Origin of the sequence: Acrocarpospora phusangensis (genome assembly GCF_016862995.1) — a bacterium.
In the GTDB taxonomy this organism is placed as follows: Bacteria; Actinomycetota; Actinomycetes; order Streptosporangiales; family Streptosporangiaceae; genus Acrocarpospora; species Acrocarpospora phusangensis.
In genome coordinates, this window is the sequence record NZ_BOOA01000020.1 from 93,442 (window position 1) to 119,124 (window position 25,683).

The 25,683-nt window shown below is 70.3% G+C and carries 22 protein-coding genes; 7 read left to right on the forward strand and 15 right to left on the reverse strand.

All coding sequences use genetic code 11. The annotated features are described in order from the left end of the window. Positions 1-3: 3 nt before the first annotated feature. Both Aph01nite_RS14580 and Aph01nite_RS14585 read right to left on the reverse strand, forming a co-directional pair. Complete coding sequence (locus Aph01nite_RS14580) at positions 4-1,260, reverse strand: extracellular solute-binding protein (protein ID WP_204041392.1); 1,257 nt, start codon at positions 1,258-1,260, stop codon at positions 4-6. A 35-nt stretch (positions 1,261-1,295) separates the two neighbouring features. Then, entirely contained in the window at positions 1,296-2,309 is a 1,014-nt protein-coding gene (locus tag Aph01nite_RS14585) for a LacI family DNA-binding transcriptional regulator (RefSeq protein ID WP_204041393.1), read from the reverse strand. A 149-nt stretch (positions 2,310-2,458) separates the two neighbouring features. Here Aph01nite_RS14585 and Aph01nite_RS14590 point away from each other — a divergent pair, with 149 nt between their 5' ends. Continuing rightward, positions 2,459-4,546 (forward strand): amylo-alpha-1,6-glucosidase, encoded by a 2,088-nt coding sequence (locus tag Aph01nite_RS14590; RefSeq protein WP_239161692.1) that lies wholly within the window; start codon positions 2,459-2,461, stop codon positions 4,544-4,546. On the opposite strand, the gene Aph01nite_RS14595 is transcribed toward Aph01nite_RS14590, so the two are convergent. The 4 genes from Aph01nite_RS14595 to Aph01nite_RS14610 all read right to left on the reverse strand — a co-directional run bounded on the left by Aph01nite_RS14595 (position 4,539) and on the right by Aph01nite_RS14610 (position 8,678). Continuing rightward, complete coding sequence (locus Aph01nite_RS14595; protein ID WP_204041394.1) at positions 4,539-6,173, reverse strand: beta-N-acetylhexosaminidase; 1,635 nt, start codon at positions 6,171-6,173, stop codon at positions 4,539-4,541. The two genes, Aph01nite_RS14590 and Aph01nite_RS14595, sit on opposite strands and share 8 nt — an antisense overlap. Positions 6,174-6,312: 139 nt before the next feature. Next, positions 6,313-7,140 carry an N-acetylmuramoyl-L-alanine amidase gene (locus Aph01nite_RS14600; protein WP_204041395.1) on the reverse strand — a complete coding sequence of 276 codons (828 nt, stop codon included), beginning with the start codon at positions 7,138-7,140 and terminating at the stop codon, positions 6,313-6,315. 97 nt (positions 7,141-7,237) lie between these two features. Beyond that, positions 7,238-7,486, reverse strand: coding sequence for a hypothetical protein (locus Aph01nite_RS14605; protein WP_204041396.1), 249 nt, complete (start codon positions 7,484-7,486; stop codon positions 7,238-7,240). 76 nt (positions 7,487-7,562) lie between these two features. Beyond that, entirely contained in the window at positions 7,563-8,678 is a 1,116-nt protein-coding gene (locus Aph01nite_RS14610; RefSeq protein WP_204041397.1) for a LacI family DNA-binding transcriptional regulator, read from the reverse strand. Between the two features lie 130 nt (positions 8,679-8,808). Here Aph01nite_RS14610 and Aph01nite_RS14615 point away from each other — a divergent pair, with 130 nt between their 5' ends. Further along, positions 8,809-9,546 (forward strand): TetR/AcrR family transcriptional regulator, encoded by a 738-nt coding sequence (locus Aph01nite_RS14615; protein WP_239161693.1) that lies wholly within the window; start codon positions 8,809-8,811, stop codon positions 9,544-9,546. A 119-nt stretch (positions 9,547-9,665) separates the two neighbouring features. Here Aph01nite_RS14615 and bldC read toward each other — a convergent pair whose 3' ends face one another. Beyond that, positions 9,666-9,869 (reverse strand): developmental transcriptional regulator BldC, encoded by a 204-nt coding sequence (gene bldC / locus Aph01nite_RS14620; protein WP_013133571.1) that lies wholly within the window; start codon positions 9,867-9,869, stop codon positions 9,666-9,668. Positions 9,870-10,190: 321 nt separating this feature from the next. Then, positions 10,191-11,045: a DUF8083 family protein gene (locus Aph01nite_RS14625; protein ID WP_204041398.1), complete on the reverse strand. Its 855-nt coding sequence runs from the start codon at positions 11,043-11,045 to the stop codon at positions 10,191-10,193. Between the two features lie 129 nt (positions 11,046-11,174). On the opposite strand from Aph01nite_RS14625, the gene Aph01nite_RS14630 reads away from it, so the two are divergent. Then, positions 11,175-12,269, forward strand: a complete 1,095-nt coding sequence (locus tag Aph01nite_RS14630) for a Leu/Phe/Val dehydrogenase (RefSeq protein WP_204041399.1) — start codon at positions 11,175-11,177, stop codon at positions 12,267-12,269. Positions 12,270-12,420: 151 nt separating this feature from the next. Next, a complete protein-coding gene (locus Aph01nite_RS14635; protein ID WP_204041400.1) occupies positions 12,421-12,654 on the forward strand; it encodes a DUF3073 domain-containing protein in 234 nt (77 codons plus the stop codon). A gap of 1,070 nt (positions 12,655-13,724) precedes the next feature. On the opposite strand, the gene purM is transcribed toward Aph01nite_RS14635, so the two are convergent. Together purM and purF are read right to left on the reverse strand one after the other, a co-directional pair. Beyond that, on the reverse strand, positions 13,725-14,750 hold the full coding sequence (gene purM, locus Aph01nite_RS14640) for a phosphoribosylformylglycinamidine cyclo-ligase (protein WP_204041401.1): 1,026 nt from the start codon (positions 14,748-14,750) through the stop codon (positions 13,725-13,727). Beyond that, positions 14,747-16,183, reverse strand: coding sequence for an amidophosphoribosyltransferase (gene purF, locus Aph01nite_RS14645; RefSeq protein ID WP_204041402.1), 1,437 nt, complete (start codon positions 16,181-16,183; stop codon positions 14,747-14,749). The genes purM and purF overlap by 4 nt, the downstream gene beginning before the upstream one ends. A gap of 194 nt (positions 16,184-16,377) precedes the next feature. Between purF and Aph01nite_RS14650 the strand changes: the two genes are divergently transcribed. Further along, the gene (locus Aph01nite_RS14650) at positions 16,378-17,478 is read left to right on the forward strand and encodes a hypothetical protein (RefSeq protein WP_204041403.1); all 1,101 of its coding nucleotides are present in this window, start codon (positions 16,378-16,380) and stop codon (positions 17,476-17,478) included. 2 nt (positions 17,479-17,480) lie between these two features. Here the strand turns inward: Aph01nite_RS14650 and Aph01nite_RS14655 are convergent, their stop codons facing one another. Then, the gene (locus Aph01nite_RS14655; protein WP_204041404.1) at positions 17,481-17,921 is read right to left on the reverse strand and encodes a sterol carrier family protein; all 441 of its coding nucleotides are present in this window, start codon (positions 17,919-17,921) and stop codon (positions 17,481-17,483) included. Between the two features lie 195 nt (positions 17,922-18,116). Between Aph01nite_RS14655 and Aph01nite_RS14660 the strand changes: the two genes are divergently transcribed. After that, positions 18,117-20,213 carry a PhoX family protein gene (locus Aph01nite_RS14660; RefSeq protein WP_204041405.1) on the forward strand — a complete coding sequence of 699 codons (2,097 nt, stop codon included), beginning with the start codon at positions 18,117-18,119 and terminating at the stop codon, positions 20,211-20,213. 53 nt (positions 20,214-20,266) lie between these two features. Here Aph01nite_RS14660 and Aph01nite_RS14665 read toward each other — a convergent pair whose 3' ends face one another. Further along, the gene (locus Aph01nite_RS14665; protein ID WP_204041406.1) at positions 20,267-21,667 is read right to left on the reverse strand and encodes a DHA2 family efflux MFS transporter permease subunit; all 1,401 of its coding nucleotides are present in this window, start codon (positions 21,665-21,667) and stop codon (positions 20,267-20,269) included. Positions 21,668-21,746: 79 nt separating this feature from the next. Here Aph01nite_RS14665 and Aph01nite_RS14670 point away from each other — a divergent pair, with 79 nt between their 5' ends. Then, positions 21,747-22,427: a TetR family transcriptional regulator gene (locus Aph01nite_RS14670; protein ID WP_204041407.1), complete on the forward strand. Its 681-nt coding sequence runs from the start codon at positions 21,747-21,749 to the stop codon at positions 22,425-22,427. Here Aph01nite_RS14670 and Aph01nite_RS14675 read toward each other — a convergent pair. From Aph01nite_RS14675 to Aph01nite_RS14685, 3 genes are all read right to left on the reverse strand, one after another. Then, entirely contained in the window at positions 22,369-23,847 is a 1,479-nt protein-coding gene (locus Aph01nite_RS14675; RefSeq protein ID WP_204041408.1) for an MFS transporter, read from the reverse strand. The genes Aph01nite_RS14670 and Aph01nite_RS14675 overlap by 59 nt on opposite strands. Before the next feature lie 44 nt (positions 23,848-23,891). Continuing rightward, positions 23,892-24,557, reverse strand: a complete 666-nt coding sequence (locus Aph01nite_RS14680; protein ID WP_204041409.1) for a Crp/Fnr family transcriptional regulator — start codon at positions 24,555-24,557, stop codon at positions 23,892-23,894. 40 nt (positions 24,558-24,597) lie between these two features. Continuing rightward, positions 24,598-25,683, reverse strand: a 1,086-nt coding sequence (locus Aph01nite_RS14685) for an adenylate/guanylate cyclase domain-containing protein (protein ID WP_204041410.1), incomplete at its 5' end; no start/stop codon positions are given.

Genomic DNA, 25,683 nt, shown 5'->3' on the forward strand with positions numbered 1-25,683 from the left:
GGGTTAGTTGCCGAGGGCTGCCGTGGTGTTCTTCTGCACCCGCTCCAGCAGGGCCTTCGGCTCGGTCGAGCCGAGCTGCTGGATGCCGGTGTCGAAGTCCGCCAGCACGCTGTCCATCTTGGGCGCGTTGACCGGGCCGTGCGCGTAGTCGGCGCCGTTCACGAAGGGCGCGTCGGCGGGGAAGGCCGCGGTGTAGGCGTCCTTGGCCGACTGGCGGGACGGCATGACACCGAACGCCTGGGCGAACGCCATCTGCTGGTCGACGGTGGTCATCGCCTCGACGAAGCTGACGGCCTGCTCCTTGTACTTGCTCTTGGCGGAGATGCCCCAGCAGTTGGTGAAGGAGAGGGTGCCCTTGCCCTTGGGCCCGGCCGGCATCTCGTGCACGGAGTACTTCACGTCGGGGAAGTCGTTGGTGAGCGCGCCCTTGATCCAGTTGCCTTCGACGGTCATGGCGGCCTTGCCCTTGCCGAAGGCCTCACCGGCCCAGCCCGAGTCCAGCTGCTTGGGCGTCTGGGCGAGCTTGTCCTGCATGAGGCTCTTGACGTAGGTGAGCGCGGCCAGGTTCTCGGGGGTGTCGGCGGTGGCGGTCTTGCCGTCCGGGCTGAGGATCCAGCCGCCCGCGCCGACCATGAAGGCGCCGACCCGGTCCCGGGTGTCGCCGAGCGCCAGCGGGGTGATGTCCTTGGCCTTCAGCTTCTCGCTGACCGTGGTGAGCTGCTCCCAGGTGGTCGGCACGTCGGCGTCGCCGAGCCCGGCCTTGGCCCACAGGTCGGAGTTGATGACCAGGGCGAGGGTGGAGAAGTCCTTGGGCGCGCAGTAGTACTTGCCGTCGTAGGTGAAGGTGTCGCGCAGGCTCTGGTAGAAGTCCGTGGGATTGGAGATCTTGTCGCCGTACGGCTCCAGCGCGCCGACGCTGGCGTAGTCGGCGAAGCGGGAGGCGTCCACGTAGAACACGTCGGGCGGGCTGTCGCCGGCGAAGGCCTGGCCGAGCTGCTGGGCCAGGTCCTGGGCGGGGGTCACGGTGGCCTTGTTGCCGGTCTTGGTGGCCCACGCGGCGGCGGCGTCGTTGACCGCCTTGGTCTCGGCCTCGCCGGAGGAACCGATCAGGATCTGCAGGTCGGCCGGGCCCGCGGAGGCCGGCGCCTGGCTGGGGGCGGCGTTGGGCTCCTCGAAACCGCTGCCGCAGGCGGCTGCCGAGAGCAGGGCGGCGGAGGCGGCGGACAGGACGACCGCCTTCCGGAGGGTGCTGCGCTTCATCGCGATGTTCCTTATCTTTCCGGGTTGTGCTGGCTTCAGGCGGACTGCCGTACGACCAGGGAGGGCGGGAGCAGGAGGTTGCCGGGCGGAGTTCCGTCGAGGGCGCGGCCGAGCAGGTCCATGCAGCGGGCCGCGGCGTCGGTCAGGGGCTGGTGCACGCTGGTCAGCCCGATCGCCTTGGCCACCGGCGTGTCGTCGAAGCCGGTCACGGCGATCCGCCGGTACGCCTCCGCGTGCCAGGCCGGATTGGGCGAGCGGGCCACGTGCAGGGCGCCGAGCGCGAGCGAGTCGCTGGCGCAGACCAGGGCGGTGATGTCGGGGTCGGCGGTGAGCAGGTCACGGGCCGCCGCCTCGCCGTCGGCGATGCCGTCGGGGGTCTCCCGGCTCAGGCCGGCCGGATCCAAACCCGCCCCCGCGAGGGCCCGCCGCCATCCCTCCCGCCGGTCGTCGCCGACTCCGGAGCCGGACGGCCAGCCGATGAAGGCGATCCGGCGGTGCCCGGCGGCCAGCAGGTGCTCCGTGGCGGCCTCGGTGCCCGCGGAGCCGTCCACGTCCACCCACGGGTGCACGTCCGCCGGCTCGCTCCACGGACGGCCGAAGGTGACGAACGGCAGCCCTCGTTCTAACAGCCAGGAGGTGCGGGCGTCCTTGTGGTGGGTGCTGGTGAGCACGAAACCATCCGGTTCGTACGCGCCGAGCAGGTCCTGGAAGGCGGCGATCTCCTTCTGGTCGTCGGCCGCCGTGTACAGCAGGAGCCGGTAGCCGGCGCCGGCGGCCGACTCGGTCAGCCCGTGCAGGAACCGGTCGAAGACCGAGCCGTTGACGCCGTCGCCGGCCGGGTCGATCCGGATGGCGATCAGCTTGGACCTGCCGGTGCGCATCTGGCGGGCCGCGAAGTTGACCCGGTACCCGAGTTCCTCGACCACCTCCAGCACCCGCTGGCGGGTCTCCGGCCGGACCACTTCGGGTGTGTTCAGCGCGTTGGAAACGGTCTGCCGCGACACCCCGGCAACCCGGGCAACGTCGGCGATCGTCACCTTATCTGCCATGAACACACCTTTCGGGGGGTTGAACGTTCAAATGGAAGTAAGGCATGATTTGATCGTTCAAGTTAAGGAATTGTTTCGCAATCTGCACCTACGGCGACCGTCTGTCAAGACCTCAGGGCGCCGGAGCGAGGTAACGAAAGGGACTACTTGTGCTTGCCTCGGCCAACCCGGAACCGCACGGCGACCATGCCGATCATGGGGATCAGCGCCTGCAACCGTTGCTGCACGACCTGGTCAGCACGGTCATGGCGCCCACCAGCGCGCTCAGCGGCGCCGACGGGCAGATCCGCCCGGCGGGGGTGCAGGGGCTCTTCCACGCCGACAGCCGCGCGCTGTCCCAGGCGGTCCTGCTGGTCGACGGCCACGAGCCGGAGGCGATCGGTTACGCCCCCGCGGGGGCGGGGCGCAGTCGGTTCACCTCGCTGGCGCGCCGGCTCGGCGACCGTACGCCGGACCCGACCGTGCGGATCGACCGGGTGCGGGAGATCGCGCCGACGGGGATGAGTGAGCGGGTGGAGATCGCGTCCACCGCGTCGATGACCGTGACGGCGACGGTGAGTGTGGCGTTGGGGTGTGATTTCGCGTCCATCGACGTGGTGAAGTCCGGTGGGGTGGGGCGGGCGGGGGACGGAGTCCGTACCGGGCCCGGGCAGGTGACGTGGCAGTCGGGAGGGATCCGGGTGGTCGCGACCGGGGCGGGGGCCTCGGTGGCGGGCGAGTCGCTGGAGTGGCAGGTCACGCTGGCGCCGCGCAGCCGGGTCGTTCTGTACTGGGACGTTCTGGTGGAGGATCCGGAGGCGGTGGTGGCCGCGCCGCGCGGGGAGCTGGAGTGGAGCGTGCCGGGCGTGACCGCTGCGGACCGGCGGCTGACCCGGATGCTCGACCAGGCCCTGGACGACCTCACCTCGCTGCGGCTGACCGAGACGGCCACGCCGGGGGACACATTCCTCGGCGCGGGCGTGCCCTGGTTCCTGACGCTGTTCGGGCGGGACAGCCTGTGGGCGGCCTCGATGATGCTGCCGCTGGGCACCGGCCTGGCCGCGGGCACGCTGCGCACGCTGGCCCGGCGGCAGGGCACGCGGCTCGACCCGGCCACCGGGGAGGCGCCCGGCAAGATCCTGCACGAGCTGCGCAGGAACGAGTTCGTGGAGCCCGCGCACAACGTGCGGCTGCCGGCGGCCTACTACGGCACCATCGACGCCACCCCGCTCTGGATCAGCCTGCTGCACGACGCCTGGCGGTGGGGCCTCGCGGAGGCCGAGGTGGCGGCGCTGCTGCCCCACCTGGAGCGGGCCCTCGGCTGGCTGCGCGACCACGCCGACCCGGACGGCGACGGATTCGTCGAATACATCGACGCCAGCGGCCAGGGCCTGGCCAACCAGGGCTGGAAGGACTCCGGCGACTCCGTGCGGTTCCGGCACGGCGGCACCGCCGAGGCGCCGATCGCCCTCGTGGAGGTCCAGGGGTACGCCTACCGGGCGGCCAGGCAGGGAGCGGCGCTGCTCGACGCGTTCGGCCGCCCGGGCGCGGCCGAGTGGCGCGAGTACGCCGCCGCGCTGGCCGAACGCTTCCGCGCCGCGTTCTGGGTGGACGGCCCCCACGGCCGCTACCCGGCCCTCGCCCTCGACCGGGACAAGCAGCCGGTGGACGCGCTGACCAGCAACATCGGCCACCTGCTCGGCACCGGCCTGCTGTCGGAGGAGGAGACGGCGCAGGTCGCGCGGCTGCTCGCCGGGCCCGCCATGGCGGCCGGGTTCGGACTGCGCACGATGTCGGCGGAGGACGGCGGCTTCAGCACGCTCTCCTACCACTGCGGGTCGATCTGGCCGCACGACACGGCCATCGTCATCGCGGGACTGGCCAGGGAGGGCTACGGGGAGCAGGCGGCGCTGCTGGCCGACGGGCTGCTCAGCGCGGCCGAGACGTTCGGCTACCGGCTGCCCGAACTGTTCGCCGGGGACGACCGGGCGAGCGTGATCAGGCCGGTGCCGTACCCGGCGGCGTGCCGGCCGCAGGCCTGGTCGGCCGCCGCCGCGGTCACCATCGCGCACGCGGCGGTCGGCCTCTACCCCGACGTGCCCGGCGGGCGCGCGGTCCTGCGGCCCCTGTCCGGGGCTCCGCTCGGGGCCGTGTCCGTACGGGGGCTGCGGATCGGGGAGGCCCGCGTCGACGTGCACGTGGACCACGACGGCAAGGCCGCCGCCACGGGACTCCCCGCGGGGATGTCGCTCAGCTGACGGTGGGCTGGACGTGGTCGGCCGAGGCCGTCGCCTCCTCCAGGCCGCGCATCACGTCGTGCACGGGGACGCGCCCGGGGCGGTGGGCCCGCCAGCCGCCGCCCCGCTGCCACGGGCGCGGTCCGTCCAGCGGCCGGTACTCCACGCCCAGCGCGTCCAGGCGGCGCAGGTGGGCGGGCAGCCGGGCCGGGAGGTCATGGGCGGGGGCGCCGGTCCAGCTGATCTCGGCCACCGCGCAGCCGCGCGGCCAGGCCCGGTAGTCGAGCGTACGGCCGTCCGGGATGCGCTCGCTCCACAGCTGGAACTGCGCGCCCACCACCTGGGCCCGCTCCTGCGGCGTCCACGTCTCGGGGACGGGCGCGAAGGCGGCGACGTCGGCGAGGGTGGTGGCGTCGCCGATGGCCAGGGGCTCGGCGCTGTCGGAGGCCTCGGCGTAGTCGAAGTAGAGCGGGAAGACCGGGGTCAGCACCACGTCGTGCCCGGCGGCGGCAGCCCTCCTGGCCACGTTCATGCCGCGCCAGGGCATGATCACCGTGTCCTGGCGCAGCCGGCCGCTGACGAACGCCTCGTCCCAGACCACGGCCCGGCTGCCCCGCTCGGCCAGCCGGTCGGCGAGGTGGCGCAGGAACCAGGCGTGCAGGTCGGCGGGCCTGTCCAGGCCCAGGTCCCGCTGGTAGGCGACGATCTCGGGGGCGGCCGCCCAGCCGTCGAGCACGCACTCGTCGCCGCCGATGTGGAAGTACGGCACCTCGCCCAGGGCGTCCATGACCTCGCCGAAGATCGTGGTGAGGAAGTCGACCGTGGGCGGCAGCGGGGAGAGCAGGGCGGGGAAGATGCCCCAGCGGTCCTCGACGTGGTGGGCTTCGGCGGGGTCGGAGCCGAGGTGGGGGTAGGCGGCGAGAATCGCGGAGGCGTGGCCGGGCACGTCGATCTCCGGGACCACGGTCACCGCCCGCGCCCGCGCGTATGCCGAAATTTCCGTCAAGTCGGTGAGGGTGTAGAAGCCGCCGTGGGGGATGTCGTCGTACTGGAGGGGCTCGTTGTAGTAGCTGGTCGTCGTCCTCGGCCGATGTGACGAAATTTCGTGCAACAGTGGGAAAGAGGGACTTTCCACGCGCCAGCCCTGGTCGTCGACGAGGTGCAGGTGCAGCCGGTTGAGCTTGTGCACCGCCATGATGTCGATCATCCGGAAGACTTCACGCTTCGGCAGGAAATGCCGGGACACGTCCAGATGCACACCCCGCCAGGCCAGCGCCGGCGCGTCCGTGATCCGGCCACAGGGGATCTCCCAGACGGTCCCCGGCAGCGGCGCGGCCCGGAACGCGTCCACCGGCAGCAGCTGCCGCAGCGTCTGCCCGGCGTAGAACGCGCCCGCCGCGTCCCCCGCGGCGATCGTCACCGACTCCTCGGTGACCGTGACGGCGTACGCCTCCGGGCCCAGGCCGGCGTCCCGGACGACGCGGACGGGGGCCGTGCCGTCCTCCGTACGGGCGAGGTCGAGGACGGCCAGCGCGAGCCGTACCGGACCGGAGAGATCCGCGGGACCGGCGACGAGCGCGCCCGCGGCGAGCGAGAAGGCGCCGGGGACCGTTTCCGTGGAACGGGGGCGGGGGAGCAGCGTGTCCATGAGCAAAGCATGCCAAAAAACGACAAATCGCTCCCGCTTGTGCGGTGCTCTTCGGCGTTTACCGATTCGATCGTGCTGAGCGATCTCGAACGACATGTCCCGTGGACCCGGCCGCGAGGTTCGCGGTCACCGCGCCGGCTCACTTCAGGTAGGTCTGGAGCCCCTTCGCCAGCGACTCCGCCAGCTTCTGCCGCCAGGCCGCGCTCTTGAGCTTCGCCGCGTCCCCGGCGTTGCGCATGTTGCCCGACTCGATGAAGATCTTCGGGACCTCGGACAGGTTCAGCCCGCCCAGATCGCTCCGGTAGTCCAGCGCCTTGGACCCGATGTACGTGGAATACGCCATCCCCGTCCCGCTGTGCATGGCGTTCCTGACGGTGATCCCCAGCCGCCTGGACTCCGCGACCACCGGATCCACCGGTCCGTTGATCTTCTTCGGCATGATCACATGGAAGCCGTGGCTCCCCGTCGCCGCGCCGTCCGCGTGAATGGAGATCGCCGCGTCCGCCTTGGCCGCGTTCCCGATCGCCGCCCGCTGCGTTATGCACGGCCCCACGCCGGTGTTGTTGCTCCTGGTCAGCTTGACTGTCGCACCCCGGGCCCGCAGGATCTTGGTCAGCCGTCGCGACACGTCCCAGTTGAACGCGGCCTCGCTGTAGCCGTCGTTGGTGGCGGTTCCCGTGGTGTCGCAGGCCTTCCACTTGGTCAGCACGTTGACCTGCTTGTTGATGATCTCGGGGTGCTTGTAGTTGCCGCCGTTGTGGCCGGGATCGATCACGATCACCTTGCCGGTGAGCGGTTTGGCGGGCGCGGCGGCCTCGCTCGCCGTGTGGGCGGGACCCTCCTTGCTCACCCGCAGCGGCGCGGCGGCTTCCGAGCTGGTCCCCGCCCCTGCGGCGCCACCGCAGGCCACAGCGCCGAATCCGCACAGGGCCAGAGTGGCGGCGGCGATCACCGGACGACGGCTCATCGCGGTTGATTCCCTTCGCAGAGGTCTGTCGACGTCCCAACCTACGCGCAGTCGGGACGTGACCAGACCGTTATGCTGCGAAAACCCGCCGTTGAAACTACCAGGCGGGCTCCACGGCCTCCTGACGGTGCAGGAGTGCCGCCAGTTCCCTGGCGTCCTCGGCGTCCAGGCCGAGCACGACGCGCGGGCGGCCCCACGGATGGTCGATCGAGTGCGCCACGTAGCTGGCGACCGATTCGAGGCTCACGTCCGCGGGACGGCCGCGAGCGGCCCGCCAGTGACCCCAGGCCCGTTCGAGCTCGGCCGCGGCGCGCTGGGCGCAGGAGACCAACTCCGGATCACGCATACATTCCCCCAGGTCGATGCGTCGGCGTCATGACGGGAGTCAACACCTTCCCGGACATGACGCCGCCGCTGTTGACCTAGCTTTGGGGGTCGCTTTGAGAGTCGCTTGGCGCGGGGCCGGTGCTGTGCCGTACGACCAGCTGGGGGGTGACCTGGCGCAGCCGGGAGGTTTTGCCCGGTTCGCAGATGCGGTCGCTGAGCAGCGCGGCGGCCGACCGGCCCATGGCGCGGCGCGGCTGGTCGACGCTGGTCAGCGAGATGTGGTGGACGGCGGCCAGGTGGGTGTTGTCGTAGCCGACCACCGACAGGTCCTCCGGCACCCGCAGGCCCAGCTCGCTGGCGGCGGTGAGCACGCCCAGCGCCACCACGTCGTTGGCCGCGAAGATCGCCGTCGGCCGCGGCTCCCGCTTGAGCAGGGCCAGCGCCGCGCGGCGGCCGCCCTCCTCGGTGAAGTCGCCGTGCTCGACCATGATGTACGGCGCGAGCGCGTGCCTGCGCATCGCCACCAGGTACCCCTCGCACCGGCACCGGGCGGCCGACGACGGCGTGCCCTCGATGTGCGCGATCCTGCGGTGGCCCAGCTCGACCAGGTGGTCGACGGCCAGCCGGGCGCCGAGCTGGTCGTCGTCCACGACGATGTCGACGCTGTCCAGCTCCACGTCACGCTCGCCGACCACCACGGTCGGCGTGTACGCGGCGGCCTCGGCCAGGGTGTCGCTGGAGGGCGCCACGCCCAGCAGCACTAACCCGTCGACGCGCAGCTCCAGGAAGGCTTCGACGGCCTCGTCCTCGAACGCCGGGTCCCAGCGTCCGCTGCCGATCAGCAGGCGCAGGCCCTCACCGTGCAGGCTCTCCTGGAGCCCGTCCAGGAACTCGGCGTAGAACGGGTTGTGCAGGTCGGCGACGAGCGCCCCGACCAGATGGGTACGGCCCTCGACCAGGCTGCGGGCCACCGCGTTCGGGCGGTACCCCAGCTCTCTGGCGGCTTGGAGGACCGCCTCCCGGCGATGCTCGCTGACATGTGGTGACCCGCGCAGAACCAGGGAGACCAGTGACTTCGATACGCCCGCGCGCTCGGCGACGTTACGAATCGTCGGTCGTGGCCGCGGGCTGAACCCGTCGGCGAGTCCGGAATCCGGTACGGGTACCGCGATGTCGTGCCGGGCAGTGGTCTGCATTGACGGTCCTGACATGGTTCTCCCCACGATGCGCGGACGTGCACCTGTCAGACAGAACGATCGAATCCCGGATAAGGTACGGGTAAATCCATCTTGATCGCTTCGGCGCGCGCTGTCAGGTAGCGACTCCGATAGTCTCGTCAGTGTGGGTGCAACTCCCCGGCCGGCCAAACCTGACGCCAATGACCGGGAAATTTCTGAAAAGTCAGACCAGCCTGAGCAACGGCCGGCACGCCGGCGGCTGAGCGTCGACCGCCGCCGCGAGGAACTCATCGCCGCCGCCCTGGAACTGTTCAGCAAGCACGACGCGGAAGACGTCTCGATCGACGACGTCGCGCTCTCGGCCGGCGCGTCCCGGGCCCTCGTCTACCACTACTTCGGCGGCAAACAGGAGCTGTACGTCGCGGCGTTGCGCAGCGCGGCCGACGAGCTGGAGGCCAGGCTCCGCCCGCAGGAGGGCGGCAGGCCCATCGATGAACTGGCCGCCGGCCTGCGGCGCTATTTCGATTTCGTCGAGGAGCACGCCGCGGGGTTCGCGGCGCTCCTCCGTGGCGGCCCGGCCGACCGCGCCGGCGAGATCGGTGAGATCGTCGACGGGGTCCGGCAGCGCCTCTTCAGATTGATCATGAACCAGATGCGGATCACCGAGCCGAGCCCGGTGTTACGCATCACGCTCCGCACCTGGATCGCGTCCGTGGAGACCGCGGGGCTCGACTGGCTGGAGCACCGGGACCTGGAGCGGGCCACGCTGGAACGGTTGCTGATGGAGCAGATGGTGGCGTTACTGGGCGTGGCCGCCGGTGATGACCCGGAGGTCGAGCGGCTCACCCGTGGGACTGACGGAGCTGACGAAGCTGACGTTCCTCAGGGGTCGGGGTCCTAGCGGGGCGGCGCCGGGCGGGCGGCGCCGGATCACCTCGGTTACCCGGTGTGATGTGGACGCGCTCACATCTCTGACGCGAGCGCGCCGTTCGTCCCCCTAGGTGCTGCGACCCCCCGCAACTACTCCGAACGCTGCTGCGGAATGCCCGCGAGCAGGGCCCGGACCTCGGTCTCCCGGTAACGCCGGTGTCCGCCGAGGGTGCGGATGGACGTCAACTTGCCCGCCTTCGCCCACCGAGTAACGGTCTTGGGGTCGACGCGGAACATGGTTGCGACCTCCGCCGGGGTGAGCAGTGGCTCGGCCTCGGGTGTACGAGCTGACATTTGTGCGGCCTCTCCTCCGTGTGGACCGGCGACAGCGATCCTGCGACTTATCTTGGCGCTTGTCACGGATGTCCCCCAATGATCCATAACGTGCGGTTTCTTGGACCATTTGCGGCATCACCCGATGTGACCATACAGCCACGTAGCGCGATTGGCGAGCCCTCTGGGCGCAACGTCTCGACCACGTGTTGATGTCACGCTCGGTGATTCTAGCGACACGTTTCGTGGTATCGCAGTGAAAACGGCAAACTACTCAGTTCGCAGTTGTCCCATCGACCAACTCATGACCCAAAGCCGCAGGTCAGTCCCACTGGTTGGGGCTCAGTTGGCTGACTCCAGACTCTGGATCGACCGCCACCGGAGGATCACTCGCTGATACATCGCGAAGGCAAGTTCTTCTTGACCGTTGTCCAAACCCGTGAGGGCGGCCGCCAATTCGGCCACGGACTGGTCCGCCTGCAGGGTCTCGTCGTCCATCAGGTGCACGAGGCCGCCGTAGTCCAGCTCCACCAGCGAGTGCGGGTGGAACTCCTCCAGCCAGCGGCCCACGTCCTCGACGTCGGTCAGCGTGTCGACCTCGCCGACATGGCGGCGGATCACCACCAGCGCGCGGGCCACCCGCTTGCGGGCCTGCGCCATCGAGGTCACGTAGAGCATGTTCCTGGCCGGGGCCATGGTGATGCCCTCGGACTCCTCGCCGCGCAGCACCAGCCAGCGCTCGGCCGAGTCGAACGGCACGAACCAGGGGGTCGGGACGTGCCAGGTGCTGGTCCTGATGTGCATGCGCAGGGACGGCTCGCCGCGCTTGAAGGCGTCGAACTCGTCGGCCGTACGCTCCGCGACCGAGGTCGGCACGAATCGGTCGGCCAGCTTCACCGGCATGCTGCCACGGAACGTGGCGAAGGCCAGCCAGGACCGCAGCCGGCTCTGCCACGGGCAGACGTAGAGCACGTCGTCGACCCGGCGCAGGTAGGCGTTGCGGCTCTCCGCGCTCGGCGCGGGGAACGGCGGCACGCGCAGGATGCGCCGGACGGACTCCTCGTGCTCGACCTCCAGCGCCCCGGCACGCCTCGGGCGCTCCGGATTCTGGGCATACCTGGCCCACGCCAGACGGTCCTGCTCCGGAAAGGCGTTCAGCGGCTCGTAGACGCGGAGGTACGCGGCGTAGGGCAGCACACCCCGAATCGTGCCATGCGAAACGAATCCGCGCAGTGTCCGCCTGCTCGCAATCCATGATCGTCGTTACCCTGGTGTGGAGATTCGCCGCAATGGGGCGGCGGACAGGGACGATCAGGAGTCACCACAGTGACCGACGTCTTCGGGCTCTCCCACCAGGAAACGAGCCGACACACCCGGCACGAGCAGGTCGTGTTCTGCGCGGACGACCGCAGTGGCCTGTACGCGATCATCGCCATCTACAGCACGGCTCTCGGGCCGGGCCTCGGTGGCACCCGTTTCTACCCGTACCAGGATGAGCAGGCGGCTTTGGCCGATGTGCTCAATCTGTCCAGGGCCATGGCGTACAAGAACGCCCTGGCCGGGCTGGACCACGGCGGCGCGAAAGCCGTGATCATCGGCGATCCCACCGCGGACAAGAGCGAGGCCCTGCTGCGGGCCTACGGCCGGTTCGTGCAGTCCCTCGGGGGGCGCTATTACACCGCCTGCGACGTGGGCACCTACAGCGAGGACATGGACATCGTGGCCCGCGAGTGCGACTTCGTGACCGGGCGCACGCTCGCCCACGGCGGCGCGGGCGACTCCTCCATCCTCACGGCATACGGCGTGTTCCAGGGCATGCGCGCCGCGGCGGCCCACCGCTACGGCGAGGCCAGCCTGCGCGGCCGGCGGGTCGGCGTGGAAGGCGTCGGCAAGGTCGGCCACCGCCTGGTCGAACACCTGCTGGCCGACGGCGCCGACGTGGTCATCTGCGACGTGAACGACCAAGCCGTCGATCGGGTACGCCTCCGCCACCCGGAGGTCGACTCCGTCGCCGACGCGGCCACCCTCGCCGCGTCCGACATCGACGTGTACGCGCCCTGCGCCCTCGGCGGCGCGCTCACCGACGACACGGTGGCCGGGCTGCGCGCCACGATCGTGTGCGGCGGGGCCAACAACCAGCTCGCCCATCCGGGTGTCGAGAAACAGCTCGCCGATCGTGGCATCCTGTACGCACCCGACTACGTGGTGAACTCGGGCGGGGTCATCCAGGTGGCCGACGAGATCGAGGGCTTCAACATGGAGCGGGCCAAAGCGAGGGCAGCTCAGATTTTCTCCACCACCCAGAAAATCTTCGCCATCGCCGACGAGGAGGGCGTTCCTCCGGCGGTCGCAGCAGATAGGCTGGCAGAGCGCAGAATGTCGGAAGTCGGGCGGCTTAGCGCCATTTGGCTGGGCCGCTGACCGCCGCCGCCCAGACGGCGTACCGAGCGGGGCGCAAAACAGGTACGGTTGTAGGCGAACGAGAGGCTGACGCCCTAAGTCAGGTGGCGTCAGTGCGTGGTGCGTTAGCGACGAGGGGTCGGGCACGACCCCGCATGAGGGGGTCGAGCCAATGGGGCGCGGCCGAGCCAAGGCCAAGCAGGTCAAGGTCGCCCGCCAGCTGAAGTACAACAGCGGCGGGACGGATCTTGAGCGCCTGCGTGCGGAGCTCGGAGTCGAGGACAACGTCGATTCCGACCGCGATGACGAGCACGACCCTTATGACGAGCTGGCTGATCGGTATGCCGATTACGCCGCCGTCGACGACGAGGACGATGGGGACGACCCACCCGGGAGCCGTCGTTGAGCGGTTCCTGACCTAGCGGAGAAATACCCGGCATGGCGTGCTATGCCGGGTATTTTCGCCGCCCTCGCACGGGGTCTGAGCGCTCCTTAAGCCGGAGCGCGTTTCGCTATGCGCCCACAAGGGCGTATGGCCAGTCCGGCCAGGTATCAGGCCACGGCGTCTCCTTCGCCTTGCCACCCGGCCTGATACGTGATCTGGTCCGCCTTAGCCAAAGGTCACCACGACCCCGCTGGCGGTGTCTGTTTTCCCACCCACCCACCCTTTCTGCCCTGCCGGGCTGGCTACCCCCTTACCCTGCCGGGCTGGCTGACCCTGTCATCGGGCACTACCTGGGCGTAGCGTTTGCGCTGGCAGCGGCTGTTCCTGCTCGCCCACCTTTGATCTTCTGGGCTGACTTGCCCTACCGGGCGTGCCCTACTTGGGTGTAGCTCCGCCGAAGGTGCCTGCCGTGTTTACGCTGGCAGTGGATATGCCCGCCACCCACTGTCCTGGCGGCCGGTCAGGGTGGGCCATCGCCTTGCAGTGCTGGATCTTGCAAAGCTTCATCCTTGACGGCTGGTCTGGCCCCATGGGGGCACATCCGGGCGGTCGGATCCTTTAGGAAATGCTGCCAGGTCACCCACCCGTGCCCAGCTTGAATCGGCCCGACGAAGCACCTTCCGCCAAAGCGCCCCTGGCAGAGCAGGCCAGTCCGGCAAGCAATCTTTGGCGGAGCCGGCCCTGCCCGACAGAGAGGATCTTGGCGGAGCCGGGCCTGCCCGGCAGGGCACAAAGGGTGGGCGGGCGGGGACAGCCGCCGCCAGCGCGGACGTGGTGAGTTTGGCCAAACCGGATCAGACCGGTAGAGGCGAAACGGCAAGGCAGATCTGCTCAGCAGGGCGGCCCCGGCGGTCCCGCCCGGCAGGGCAGAAAGGGGTGGGCGGGTGGGAAAGAGCCACTGTCAAGACAAACGCGAAACAGTGCCTGGCGGATCTCTCGGAAGCAGGGCACGCCCGGCAGGGCAGGTCACTCCGGAAGATCGAGGGTGGGCGGGTGGGAAGAGCCAGCGCGACGCGTGGGTGGGGATTTGGTTAGGAGAAGTGGGCTTTGCCGGTGCCGGGGGTGATTTCGCCGAGGATCCAGGTGGGGAGGCCTCGTTGGGTTAGGAGATTCACGGCGGTGTCGGCCTCGTCGGCGGGGACGATGGCACACATTCCGACGCCCAGGTTGAAGGTGCGGTCCATGTCGTCCTGGGAGATCCCGCCACGTTCCGCCAGCGTCGTGAAGATCGCCGGCGGCGTCCAGGATCCCCGGTTCAGGACCGCGTCAGCCGTACCAGGCAAGGACCGAGCCAGGTTCGCCGCCAGCCCACCCCCGGTGATGTGCGCGAACGCGTGAACAGTCGTCTCCCGCAGCAACGCCAGACAGTCGAGCGAGTAGATCCGGGTCGGCTCCAGCAGTTCCTCCCCAAGCGTCCGCGACAACTCAGGCAGATACCGCTCCAACCCCAGATCCGCATTTTTCAGAACATGCCGCACCAGCGAATACCCATTGGAGTGCACCCCGGAAGACGCCAACCCCAGCACGACATCCCCGACCAGAACCCGGTCAGGCCCGAGCATGGCGTCGGCTTCCACCACACCCGTCCCAGCCCCGGCGAGATCGTACTCGTCAACCCCCATGGCCCCCGGATGCTCAGCGGTCTCCCCACCCACGAGAGCACACCCCGCGAGCCGGCACCCCTCCGCGACCCCACCCACGATCTCCGCGATCCGCTCAGGAACCACTTTCCCGCAAGCGATGTAGTCCGTCATGAACAACGGCTCAGCCCCGCAGACGACCAGATCGTCCACGACCATCCCCACGAGATCGATCCCGATCGTGTCGTGTTTGTCCAGCCGCTGGGCCAGCATCACCTTCGTCCCGACCCCATCGGTCGAGGTCGCCAGCAACGGCCGCCGGTACTTCAGCAACGCCGACGCGTCGAAGAGCCCCGCGAACCCACTGGCGTCGTCCACGACCTCCGGCCGCCGGGACCTGGCGACCTTGGACTTCATCAGCTCGACCGCGCGATCGCCGGCCTCGATGTCGACACCGGCGTCAGCGTAGGAGCTCATACCTTGACCTCGAGGACGTACTTGCCGACCTGATCCTGGTCGACCGGAATGGGATAGTCGCCGTCGAAGCACGCACGGCACAGGCGGTTCGCCGGGATTGTGGTGGCCTGGGTGAGACCCTCCAGCGAGATGTAGCCCAGCGAGTCGGCGCCCAGCGAGTCGCAGATCTCGTCCACGGTGAGAGAGCCCGCGATCAGCTCGGCCCGGGTGGCGAAGTCGATGCCGTAGAAGCACGGCCAGGACACCGGCGGCGAGGAGATGCGCACGTGCACCTCGGTCGCGCCGGCCTCGCGCAGCATCTTCACGATCGCCCGCTGGGTGTTCCCGCGCACGATCGAGTCGTCCACCACGACCAGGCGTTTGCCCTGCACGATCTCCCGCAGCGGATTCAGCTTGAGCCGGATGCCCAGCTGCCGGATCGTCTGCGACGGCTGGATGAAGGTCCGCCCCACGTAGGAGTTCTTGACCAGCCCCTGCCCGTACGGAATGCCGCTCTGCTCGGCGTATCCGATCGCGGCCGGCGTGCCCGACTCGGGGGTCGGGATGACCAGGTCGGCGTCGACCGGGTGCTCCCGGGCCAGCTGGCGGCCCACCTCGACGCGGGTGGCCTGCACGCCACGCCCGGCGATCGAGGTGTCGGGGCGGGCGAGGTACACGTACTCGAACAGGCAGCCCTTGGGTTCGGCGAGGGCGAACCGGCGGGAGCGCACGCCGCGCTCGTCGATGGTGAGGAGCTCACCCGGCTCGATCTCCCGGGTGAAGACCGCGCCCACGATGTCCAGCGCGGCCGTCTCGGAGGCGACCACCCAGCCGCGCTCCAGCCGCCCGAGCACCAGCGGGCGCACGCCCTGCGGGTCCCTGGCCGCGAACAGCGTCGTCTCGTTCATGAAGACCAGCGAGTACGCGCCCCTGACCTGGGGCAGCAGCTCGGCCGCCGCGTCCTCGATGGGCCGGGAGCCGTCCTGCGCGAGCAGCGCGGTCAGCACCTCGGTGTCGGTGGTGGCCCGGGTCGCGCCGGGTGCGAGCCGGACGGCCAGTTCGCCGGTGTTGATCAGGTTGCCGTTGTGGGCCAGCGCGAGCCCGCCGACGTCGGTCGAGTTCAGCGTGGGTTGCGCGTTCTCCCAGACGCTCGAACCGGTCGTCGAGTAGCGGCAGTGCCCGATCGCCAGGTGGCCCCGGAGGGTGCCCAGCACGGATTCGTCGAACACCTGCGCGACCAGACCCATGTCCTTGTAGACCAGGATCCGGGTTCCCTCGCTTACCGCGATGCCCGCGGACTCCTGCCCGCGGTGCTGCAACGCGTACAACCCGTAGTAGGTGAGTTTGGAGACATCCTCCCCTGGCGCCCAGACGCCGAAGACGCCACACGCGTCCTTCGGGCCCTGGTCCAGCGGGTCAAGGTCATGGCTCAGATGGCCGTCGCCCTTCAGCACATGCTTGAGTCTATTTCGGCCCACCCCCTGCTCGAACCCCGGGGAGGGATGTATCTCCGCGGAGGCCAAGCCGGGTACGCATTTCCGAGTCAAAGGATCGACGGGACTTTGCCGTGTCGGCCCGGTTCGGGGGGCCCGTGGGGAGAGAGCCTGGGATCTCCGGCATGCCCAAATTCAGTCCGGGGGAGAAGACCGTGACGACACCTGAGGACCGCAGCAATCGCAGCGAGTGGCCCGACCCGCGCGACGCCTATCCGGACAAGAGGCCGCCCAATTCCTGGGAGGAACCGGACATCGACCGCCCGTGGGCGTCCCGGGACCTGCACCCTTGGGCGTACCCGCACCCTCAGGAGAGCCAGGGCGGCCAGCAGTCCCGGCCGGGGCCGGAGGAGTGGGCCTTCCCGCAGGCGAGTGAGCCGCACCGGTTCCCGTCCCCGCCGACGAGGCAGCCGACGTTCGCGCCGCACGACGCGGAGCCGGACACCAAGTCGTTCGCGGCGGGCGAACTCAGGTCTCCGTTCCCGCCGGTGCCAGCCGACGGCTCCGGTAATTCCGGTCAGTCCGCGCCGGAGCGCTGGGGTGACCGAATGCGGCAGGAAGGCCAGTCCGCGCCGGAGCGCTGGGGTGATCGCCTGCCGCCCGAGAACCCGTCCACGCCGGAGCGCCGGGATGATCGCCTGCCGCCCGCGAGCCCGGCTACGCCGGATCATCGGACCGACCCGGAGCACTGGGGTGGCCGGATGGCACACGAGGCCGGAACCCCGGGAGGCCCCGACAAGCCCCGGGAGACGCCCGGTCAGCCGCCTGTGCCCGGTCAGCCGCCTCAGCCCGAAAGCCCTTACGGCGGCGCGCCCGGGGCCTACGGCCCGCCCGGCGGCTACCAGGGCCTGCCCGGCTACCCGCCTCCGGGCGGCGGCAGCCCGTACGGCCCGGGGGGCGGCCAGTACCCGGCCACCCCGCAGCGCGGCGGCGGGCTGGGCACGGCGGCGCTGGTGCTCGGCATCGTCAGCATCGTGCTGCTGTTCCTGTGCGGCCTGGGCACGCTCACCGCGATCGCCGGCGTCATCGTCGGCATCGTCGCCATCGCCAAGCGCTCCAACAAGCCGCGCGCGATCGTCGGCCTGGTCCTCAGCATCGCCACGCTCGTGCTGGCCGCCATCCTGGCCGCCGTCCTGTGGAACTGGGTGCAGAGCAAGGGCATCGACGAGTGCTTCGACACGACTCTGCACCCGACCCAGGAGTCCGCCCAGCGCTGCCTGGAACGCAAGCTGAACACCGGCACCCTGGAAAACTGACCTCACGCCAGCGGCAGGAAACCCGACAGATCCGCGCGGGAGCCGCTGGCGGTGGCCCGGCCGTCCGCGACCGCGTCCCCCCACGCGGTCCTGCCGGTGGCCAGCTCCAGCCAGGTACGCGGATCGATCTGCACCACATTGGGCGGGGTCCCACGAGTGTGCCGGGGCCCCTCCACACACTGCACCGCCGCGTACGGCGGCACCCTGACCTCGACCGTACGCCCCGGAGCCACGGCCACCAGCTCGTCCAGCAGGTACCGGACCGCCGCCCTGGCAGCCTCCCGCAGCGGCTGCCCGCCCGCGTCGTACACCCGCAGCACCGCCGCCACGCACGCCCGCCCGGCCCCGGCCGCCGGACCCGGGTACGGCGGCTCGCCCAGCGCGCTCAGCTGGGCGTCCAGCGCGGCACGGATTCTCTCGGAGTCGAGTCTGCGGGCGGCCATCGGAACATTCTCCCGCAGGACGCCGCCTGGTGCGGATGATGCTCATGAGGCGGCTGAGATCAGCGTTCATTGTTCGGGTAAACGATGTTCACCTGTGGTTCGGCTAGCGGCCGTACCGTCCCGGCGGGGAGCACTCGCCGCGACGGGCGCGTGTTCCATCCCGCGCAGTCCCGCGCAATCCCCTTTGGAGGAGCTGTGGCGAACCCGTCACCGCGTAGAACGCTGCCGCTGCTGTCCGCCCCGCACTCGGGTGGCCGCAGCTCGCTCACTTGTGCCTTCCGTTGTGGCAACGCCTGTGCCCACGAGGTTTCCAACCCCAGTGAGAACGCCTATTTCGGCGATATCGTGACCGAGGCGATCTCCCGCCGGGGCGCGCTCCGGGCCGGAGCGCTCGGCGCGCTGGTGGTCTCGACCGGCGTGGTCGGTGTGGGCGCCGCGATGCCGGCCGCCGCCGACCCCGGCGGCACCAAGGACCACGTCCTGGGCGGCCACGGCGGCTCGGGCCACGGCAACGGCCCGAGCGGCCTGAAGTTCACCCCTGTCGCGCCGAACAAGCTTGACGCCATCACCGTGCCGGCGGGCTACGACCAGTCGGTCGTGGTGCGCTGGGGAGACCCGGTCGTGCCGGGCGCGCCCGCGTTCGACTTCGACAACCAGACGGCCGCCGCGCAGGCCAAGCAGTTCGGCTACAACTGCGACTACGTCACGCTGTTCCCGATGGGCAAGGACCGCGGGCTGCTCTGGGTCAACCACGAGTACACCGACGAAGTCCTGATGTTCCGCGGCTACGTGGACGGCAACGCCGCCCCGCTGGAGCAGATCAGGATCGCCCTGGCCGCGCACGGCGGCTCCGTGGTGGAGATCGAGCGGGCCGGCAAGACCGGCAAGTGGACGCTGGTCACCCGCGGCTCCCGCAAGTACAACCGCCGCATCACCGCCCAGACCCCCATGCGGTTCAGCGGCCCGGCCGCCGGCAGCGCGCTGCTGAAGACCGCCGGCGACCCCACCGGCCGCAACGTCAAGGGCATGCTCAACAACTGCGCCGGCGGCACCACCCCCTGGGGCACGGTGCTGACCGCCGAGGAGAACTTCAACCAGTACTTCGTCGGCGGCAACGGCGTCCCCGAGGACCAGAAGGCCAATCTGGCCCGGTACGGCGTGAGCACCACCGCCGCCATCCCCAGCGGCAGCCGCCGCTTCGACCGGGTCGAGGAGCGCTTCGACCTGGCCAAGCACCCCCACGAGATCAACCGCTTCGGCTGGATCGTGGAGATCGACCCCTTCGACCCCGACTCCGTCCCGATCAAGCGGACCGCCCTCGGCCGGATGGCCCACGAGGCGGCCACCACCACGATCGCCAAGGACGGCCGCCTGGTCGCGTACATGGGCGACGACTCGCGCTTCGAGTACATCTACAAGTTCGTCTCCAAGGACCGGTACGTCCCCGGCTTCGACCGCCACAACCGCGGCCTGCTCGACGAGGGCACGCTGTACGTGGCCAAGCTGACTGGCGACAGCCCCGCCGCCGAGATCGACGGCACCGGCAAGCTGCCCAGCGACGGCGCGTTCGACGGCTCCGGCGAGTGGATCCCGCTGGTCAGCGGCACCCGCTCGTACGTGCCCGGCATGACCGCCGAGGAGGTGCTGGTCTTCACCCGCGTGGCCGCCGACAAGGTGGGCGCCACCAAGATGGACCGCCCCGAGGACATGGAGCGCAACCCGGTCAACGGCGCCGTCTACCTGGCCCTGACCAACAACACCAACCGCACCGCCGCCCAGCTGGACGAGGCCAACCCCCGGCCGTCCAACCGGCACGGGCACATCCTGGAGATCCTGGAGTCGCGCAACGACGCGGGCGCCACCAAGTTCGCCTGGTCGCTGCCGCTGGTCGCCGGTGACCCGGCCGACCCGAGCACCTACTTCGCGGGCTTCGACAAGACCAAGGTCTCGCCGATCTCCTGCCCCGACAACCTGGCCTTCGACGCCGACGGCAACCTGTGGATCTCCACCGACGGCAACGCGCTGGGCACCAACGACGGCCTGTTCGTGATGCCGCTGGCCGGCCGGGAGCGCGGGTTCGTCCGCCAGTTCCTGACCGTGCCGTTCGGCGCGGAGACCTGCGGCCCGATGGTCACCGAGGACCAGCGCAGCGTCTTCGTGGCCGTCCAGCACCCGGGTGAGATCACCGGGGCCACTCCCGACAACCCGTCCAGCACCTGGCCCGACGGGGACCAGCCGCGGCCCGCCGTCGCGGTGGCCTGGCACAAGCAGGGCAAGAAGATCGGTTCCTGAACCACCGGAGAAACACGACGCCCCCGGGGAGAACCCCCGGGGGCGTCGTGCTGTCAGCCGACCGGTTCGAGGACGCGTTCCTCGGTGGTCTGCGTGGGGGTGCGGCGCAGGGCGTACAGGCTGACGGGGACGCCGATCAGGACGATGGCCGCGGCGATGAGCAGGGTGAACTGGTAGGCGTCCAGGAAGGCCGCCATGGTGGGGGCGGTCTGGCGGGCGTTCAGGATGGCGCCCAGGATGGTGATGCCGAGCAGGCCGAAGACCTCGCGGGAGACGTTCAGCACGCCCGAGGCCACGCCCGCCCGGCCGGTCGGCATGGTGCCCAGGATCACGTTGGTGAGGGGGACGAGGAGGCCGGCGCCCGCGCCGTACAGGAGGAACCAGGGGAGCAGGTCGAGGTAGTCGGAGCCGGCGCCGACGTTGGAGATGGCGCCGATCGCCACGGCCATCAGGGCCAGGCCGAGGGCGACCACGCGGGCCGTGCCGAACCGTTCGGCGATGCGGGGCGACACGGTCGCCAGCGCGGCCATCAGCAGGGCCATCGGGACGAATCCGGCGCCGGCCTGGGTGGGGGTGAAGCCGAGCGCGCTCTGCAGGTAGATCGCGGTGAAGAAGTAGATCCCGAAGACGCCGAACGCCCACAGGCCCATCGCGAGCAGGCCGCCGCTGAAGACGCGCTCCCGGAACAGGGACAGGTCGATCATCGGCTGGCGGGAGCGTGACTCGATCACCAGGAAGCCGATGAAGGCGATCAGCGCCACGGCGAACGCGCCCAGGATCGGGGCCGAGGACCAGCCCTCGGACTCGCCCTCGATGAGGCCGAAGGTCAGCGCGAACAGGGCCAGCGTGGAGGCGGCCAGGCCGGGCAGGTCGAGCCGGGTCGAGGTGGCCCGCGGCGTGCGCGGGAGGCGGATGTTGGTGGCGGCGAGCACGGCGGTGATCAGCCCGATCGGGAGGTTGATCAGGAAGATCCAGCCCCAGTCCACGTTCTCGCTGAGCAGGCCGCCGGTGAGCGGGCCGATGGCCAGGGCGAGGGCGCCGACGGCGCTCCAGATGCCGACGGCGGTGGCGCGCTCGCGCGGGTCGGGGAAGAGCCGGGGCAGCAGCGCGAGCGAGGCCGGGGTGAGCAGGGCCGCGCCGACGCCCTGCAGCGCGCGGGCGGCGATGAGGATCTCCTGGCCGTTCGCGAGCCCGGCCGCCGCGGAGGCCACGCTGAAGACCGCGAGCCCGGCGAAGAAGACCGTGCGCAGGCCGAACACGTCCGCCAGCCGGCCGCCGACCAGCAGCAGACCCGCGAACACCAGGATGTACGCGCTGACGATCCACTCCAGTCCGGAGATGGTCAGCCCGAGCTCCCGTTGGATAGTAGGGAGTGCGACATTGACCACATTGTTATCCAAATAGGTCATGAAGGTCGCAAGCGCCACGGCGGTGAGCGCCAGCCATCTGTTCATCCACGTCTCCTTATACGACGTACATATACGGCGTACATGTACAGTGGATAGGAGAACGTGTACGTCGTATAGTTGTCAAGTGGCAGCAGAGAAACTGAGCCGTGAGACAGTCGTCGACCAGGCGATCAAGCTGGCCGACTCCGAGGGCCTGGAGGCCGTCACCATCCGGCGGCTCGCCCAGCTGCTCGGCGTCACGCCGATGGCGCTGTACTGGCATTTCAAGAACAAGGAGCAGCTGCTGGAGGGAGTGGCCGACCACCTGCTCCGGGGCGTCACTCCCGAGTTCCGGCCGGGCGCGGCGTGGAATGTCCGGCTGCGGGCGATGGTGGAGGCGCTGACGGGGGTGATGCGGCGGCATCCGGCGATGACCGGGCTGCTCCCGACGATGCAGAAGCACGACGTGGAGAGCTTCAGGATCGCCACCGACACCGCGCTCGACCTGCTGGCGCAGGCCGGGTTCGCGCTCGACGAGGGCTTCCTGATCTCCTCACACCTGCTGCACGGCGTGATCGCCCTGGTGGACGGGGAGCCCGGCTGCCCGCGCGGCCTCACCGAGGAGCAGGAGATCGAATGGCGGCGGCAGAAACGCCTGCACCTGGAGGCGCTGCCCGCCGACCGGTTCCCGCGCATGGTCGAGTTCGCCAAGACCTTCGACACGCCGCCGGACCTGGAGCAGTACTACGCCTTCGGGATCGACCTGCTCATGTGCGGGGTGGAAGGGCTGGCCGCGTGCCGCGCGGAGGGTAGGTCAGCACCGTGAAGATCGCCCCGAGCAGGCTCACGCCGAGCAGCGCCGCGTAGGTCAGCCGGAACCCGCCCATCAGCTGCTCCACCGAGACGGGCGACAGCCGCGACAGCGTGCCCTGGTAGACCTGGCTCCGCAGTTCCGGCGAGACCGAGCCGGTGAGCAGGCTGAGCGTGGAGCCCACGCTGAGCACGATGCCGAAGTTCATGATCATGAGCCGGAAGCCGTTCACCACGCCCAGGCTGCCGGACGGCAGCGCGCTCATCACCTGCGTGGTGTTCCCGGTCAGGAACGTTCCGCTCCCGCACCCCGCCAGGAACAGCCCCACCCCGATCACCCAGTACGGCGCCGCCGTGCTGAACACCAGAATCGCCAGCCCCCCGGCACTGAACAGCGACCCCCCGACGGCGATCGCGTACGGACTGATCCGCCGCCCCAGCGCCCCCGCGATCGGCGAGGCCAGCGCCATCCCGACGGGCACCGGCAGCAGGGCGACCCCGGCGGCCAGGGCGTCCACCCCCCGCGCGGCCTGGAAGTAGAGCCCGGCCAGCAGGATCAGCGACGACCTGGCCAGCGCGTTGCAGAACGAGGCCACGTTGGTCAGGGCGAGCATGCGGACCCGGAACAGCGTGCCGTCCAGGACCGGATGGGGCGCCCGCCGCTCGACCAGCACGAGCACGGGAACCAGCACCAGGAAGATCGCCCCACCGACGATCACGACCGGGCTCGAAAGCCCCCGCGACCCGGCCTCCGTGAGCGCCACCAACGCCGCCGATAACGCCGCAAAAATAATGATATTTCCGGTTACGTCTACGGGCTTGTGTTCGCGGGGGGTCGTCCCCTTGAGCGTCAGCATGCCCCAGATCAGCGCCACCAGCCCGGCCGGCACGTTGATCCAGAAGATCCACTGCCAGCCCAGCGTGTCCGCGATCAGCCCGCCCAGCGTCGGGCCGACCAGCTGGGCCACCGACAGCGTCCCGATGTACACGCCCATGCCCTGGCTGAGCCGATCCGCCGGAAACGCGTCCGCGATGATGACGGTCCCGTTGGCCAGGATCATCGCCGCGCCCAGCCCCTGCACCGCCCGCAGCGCGACCAGCACCCCCACGTCGGGCGCCAGCCCCGCCAGCAGCGAGGCCGCCGTGAACAGGGCGAACCCCACCAGGTAGACCTCGCGCCTGCCGAGCAGGTCCGCCACCCGGCCGAACAGCACCAGCGTCGCCGTGTTCACCAGCAGGAACGCCAGCAGGATCCAGCTCGCCGCGAACGGGCTCGCCTGGAAGTGCCGTACCACCGAGGGCAGCGCCACGTTGAGCGTGCTCCCGCTGATCCCGATCAGCACCAGCCCGAGGCTGGTGACCGAACACACCTTCCACGCGTATCGGAGCGCTTTCGCGTACTCGGGGGAACCCGGTTCCAGGGGGACGGCAACCACAGAACACCATTCTGAATCACCGTGCCGAACCCGGACCAACCGGGTCACCGTGCGCGCTTACGCAGCCCTTCCAGGTCGTAGATGATCACGCGGCGGCGGCCGGTCTCGATCAGGCCCCGGTCGCGCAGGCTGCGCAGGGCCTTGCTGACCGCCTCGCGGGAGGCGCCCGTCCAGCCGGCCAGCTCGTCCTGGGATAGCGGGAGCATGACGCGGACGCCCTCGTTGGTGGGCTCGCCGTACCGTTCGGCCAGTTCGACCAGGCGGGTGGCGACGCGGCCGGTGGTGTCGAACGCGCCGTACTCGATGCGTTTGCGGTCGGCGTCGCGGAGCCGGCCGGTGATCAGCTGGAGGAGGAGCACCGCGATGCGGCCGTGGTCGTGGAGGAAGCCGGTGAAGTCCCGGACCACGATGCCCTCGATCGGCTCCAGCGCGGTCACCGTGCCCGACCTCGGGCCGCCGTCCACCGCCGACATGTCGCCCAGCAGCGCGCCGGGCCCGCGCACCGCCAGCACCACCTCGGTGCCCACCGCCGTGTGCGAGGACACCTTCACCCGCCCCGAGGTCAGCACCAGCACCCAGTCGGACGTGTCGCCCTCGCTCATCACGGTCGTGCCGCGGTCCCACCGCCGCGGCCGGCCGGCCGTACGGAGGTCCGCGATCTCCTCCGCGGTGAGCAGGGCGAGGAACTCGCCCGGTTCCGGAGTGTTCATGTGGTCAGTCTTGGGCCGTCGAGGGGGGCCCGTAAAGGGACTATCCAAGGGAACTCAGCACGTACGCGTGCACCGTCTGGTCCTTGCCTTTCAGGCTCAGGTCGCCCAGCGAACGCACGTCCGCGGGCGAGGTCAGCTGGTCGCGGGTGGACTGGCCGATCACGACCGTCCCGGGTTCGGCCAGGGACTGCAGGCGGGCGGCCACGTTGACCGCGTCGCCCATCGCGTTGAAGCCGCGGAACTCCGGGCTGCCGATGTTACCCACCAGCGCCGGACCGGTGTTCACCCCCACCCGGAACTGCGGCCACTCCACGGCGGAGACCAGCCCGGCGTGCTGCTCGCGCAGCACCTCGGCGTTGACCCTGGCCGCCGCCCGCTGCATGTCGAGCGCCGCGTGCGCCGCCCGTTCCGCGTGGTCCGGCTGGGCGGCGGGCGCGTTGAACAGGGCCAGCAGGGCGTCGCCGACGAACTGCACGATCGTGCCGCCGTTGCCGAGGATGCACGGCACCGCGGCCGTGTGGAAACGGTTGAGCATCTCCACGATCTCGCCGGGCGAGACCCGCTCCGAGAACGTGGTGAAGCCGCGCAGGTCCGCGAAGAGCGCGGTCACCTCCACCAGCGAGCCGCCGAGCGCCGCCCGGTTCGGATCCGCGAGCAGGCTCTGCGCCACGTCCGGCGACATGTACGCCCGGAACAGCGTGTCCAGCTCCGCGTACAGCCGTGCGTTCTCCAGCGCGATCGACAACTGGCTGGCCAGCGTCGCCGCCAGCGCCTCGTCCTGCGACGTCGTCCCGATCGGCACCGTCAGCGCCCCCGCCAGCCGCCCCTTCACCGTCAGCGCGTGCACCACCGCGCCGTCCACCTGGACCGCGCCGCCGTTCGCGAGCGCCGTCGCCGGCACCGCGCCGTGCCCCGCGCTTCCTTCGGGGTACGGCGCCAGCGCGCCGTCCTGCATCAGGCTGAGCCGTACGTCGCCGTAGGCGTGCCGTACCCGGTCGAGGGCGTCGGCGAGCAGCTGGGACTCGGCCAGGCCGACCCGGGCCCGGCTGCCGAGGTGCACCAGCGCGGCCAGCCGGTCCGACAGCTCCCGCTCGTCGGCCAGCGCCTTGCCGGCCCGGTCCAGCAC